The sequence below is a fragment of the Chromatiales bacterium genome, from assembly GCA_014323925.1.
Lineage (GTDB): Bacteria > Pseudomonadota > Gammaproteobacteria > Poriferisulfidales > Oxydemutatoraceae > SP5GCR1.
In genome coordinates, this window is record JACONC010000028.1 from 1 (window position 1) to 3,019 (window position 3,019).

Here is a 3,019-nt window from a genome sequence, read left to right on the forward strand (position 1 = left end):
CAGTTATGGCAACCGTTATGCATTGCCCAAGCCTGATATTATCGCTCGTTACTATAGCCGAGGTATTCAAGTATTGGATACTGCACTCAGCGGCGCATTGATTTTTGACTTCCCGGCTCAGCATAACTTTGATCTACAATCGTATCGCTCTAGCGATAGGCGATATTGGCGTCGGCACCACCCTTCGCTATGGCCGGCCGATGCATAAAAAGTGCGGCAAAGGTAGATCGCTTTGATTAAAATTTCCTAAAACTATTGCTACGGTTCTAGCGTAGTGGCCCTTCTAGGAAGACCTTAACCCGAACACGGATGCCGGTAGTTGGGTGCACTGTTATCGTGTAGGTTTCCGTCCTACTTCCGTCTTGGGCGGTCACTACGACAGTAATTGTAGTTGTGCGATCATCTAAGATGGGAATAGTTTGACTGATGCTATTGGTATTTGTTGATGCTTCTGCTGATTCATCAATACGAACGGTAATAAGACTATCGGCGGCTGTTGCTCGCAGTTCTATTTCATCTATACTCGCATCGACATTATAGCTAGGCATTTGTGGATCAAACTGAGGTGTCAATATACCCCCGAACACGGTGAGGCTATCCAAAAGACCAGGAATTTGTGCAGATAATACGATTCCACAAGGTGGTAGATCAGTCTCCACTTCATTGTCACAGGTCGGGTTCTCATTGTCATCGCCGGCTGTATATTTTAGGGCTGGATACCGGCCGGCGGCAACATCCCACTGCTCTGATGACCATCCATCAAACAAATTGGATGTTTGCAGCTGGTTTGTAGTCAAACCATTGGCGTCTGGGCTGCCGGCACTCGTGCCTATACCACTTGTCTCTCTATCCCAATAGCTATCGACGATTGACCCGCTATTTATACCTATTAAGCCGCCGACAAACCTATTCCCACTGACGGCACCGTTGGCATAACTAGTGCGCACGGACACCCTATTGTCACCTATCAATCCTCCTATGAAATCATCTCCGCTGCTGCTGCCGCTGGCGTAGCTGTTTTCAATGATGCCCGCATTTAGACCAACTAAACCACCAACAGTAATAATACCGTTTACCCCGCCACTGGCATAGCTGTTACTTGTCAACTCCACATTTAGACCTATCAAGCCACCTACGAAAGTCCGTCCCTGAACATTGCTTAGCGCATAACTGTTGATAATCGTACTCGTACTATTGTTATCTATACTATAACTAGTACCCACCAGACCACCAACCTCCCGGTTTCCTGACACCATACCCATGACATAGCTGTTATTGATGCGTCCTCCATGCCAACCAACCAAGCCACCCACTAGGATGTCGTGCCCCAACACATCTCCGCTGACATAGCTATGCTCTATCGTGCTCTCATTGTTCCGGCCGACCAAGCCACCCACTAAAGATCTGCCCTGTATCGTCACATCCGATAATCCGACATTCGCTATCTCAGCATCACTAGCCGTATTACCGAACAATCCCACATAGTCGCTATCATCTCTATTGATTGCCAAATTAGAAATGGTATAACCGTTGCCGGTGAATATGGCATTGAAAGGGCGGGTCGGATGACCTATCGGACGCCAACCTCTATCTGTCATATCACCATAGTCGGCTACCGTCCATATTGCCTGATTGCGACTTTCTCTGTAATGATCGGGATTGTTGAAATCTAAGTCGCGCATCAACTCGTAGCCGTTACAGGTATCGTTGCCGTCACCACCCCCGCAACTGGTAGTGACTAAATTAGCATTACTAGATGGTCGATAACCTGAACCATCCAACTGATAGCGCATCGCATACAAACCCTCTATGTCGCAAATCTCTATCAAACCGTCGTCGTCTATATCTATATCGTCTTCACGACACGGTGAGGTGGCTAGCCCGGTCAGCACTGGTTGCGTCGGCAACACTATCGTATATTGCTGAGTGGATTGGTCAATTGCCGTTAACACGATTTGGATACCGTCCTCAAGAGTAGAACCGATACCATTCCGACTAATTGTGACCTCCCCGCTTAGCGGCATATCATCAATAGTAATCGTTGCTTGATTGTTGTTTATCGTTGCGGCAATTGTCACATCTGTTTGCTCGGCAGGGATATCTAATATCTCGTAATAAGTCTGCGTCGGATCAAACGGTGGCTCCAGAACACCCTCCGACAGAGTAAGTGTTGTCAGGGCAAGTTGCCCCAGACTGCCGGGCTGTCCTTGGTCGGGCAAAGCGGTGCCACAATCAGGTAATGACACATCGGCACCACAGATCTGATTACCATAGCTATCAGTGCCCAGCCGGTATTTAAGCGTCGGATATTTGAGGGAAGCTTGAGAACCAAAATCCCAGTTGTCTGCTGACCAATTAGCATATACCGTTGTAGTTGATGCAGACGAAAGTAACTCCACATTAGTCAGTAACTCGACACTAGTCCTAGATGTACCACCTGCACTGATATCTATACCGCTCACATCACTGTCCCAGTAACTGTTGATGATGACAGCGTTGCTATCGCTATAACCCACTAAACCACCGACGCTGACTCCTCCCGATACGACACCTAAGGCATAACCGTTTTCAATCCGACCATTAATCCGACCATTGGCAGCATTGTAGCCGACCAAACCACCGACATTGACACTGCCCACCACAGGACCACTCGCATACACATCATTGATAAAACCGCCACTGTTGTAACCCACTAAACCACCAACACCAAAACCGCTTTGCACGCTACCAGTAGCATAACTATTAGTAATCCGGCCACCATAATTAAAGTCTTCTCGGTGATGGTTATAACCGACTAAACCACCGCTGTAGGCCTTTGCCTCAATATCAACCGACGCATAGCTATTGCTAATTGGACCTAAACTATAACCGGCTAAACCACCGACACTCGTATGCCCTTTAACACTACCTTCCGCATAGCCGTTGATAATTGCACCATAATTCAGGCCGACCAGACCACCGACCCAAGCATCGCTACCTTCCACACTTCCTTGCACTGAACTATTGGCGAGCAAATTGC

The 3,019-nt window shown here is 47.9% G+C and carries 2 protein-coding genes; one reads left to right on the forward strand and one right to left on the reverse strand.

All coding sequences use genetic code 11. The annotated features are described in order from the left end of the window. Positions 1 to 208: hypothetical protein (locus tag GDA45_07820; GenBank protein MBC6414768.1), on the forward strand; the 208-nt coding region annotated here is incomplete at its 5' end. Positions 209 to 266: 58 nt separating this feature from the next. Here GDA45_07820 and GDA45_07825 read toward each other — a convergent pair. Continuing rightward, on the reverse strand, positions 267 to 2,996 hold the full coding sequence (locus GDA45_07825) for a cadherin-like beta sandwich domain-containing protein (protein MBC6414769.1): 2,730 nt from the start codon (positions 2,994 to 2,996) through the stop codon (positions 267 to 269). Positions 2,997 to 3,019 lie beyond the last annotated feature (23 nt).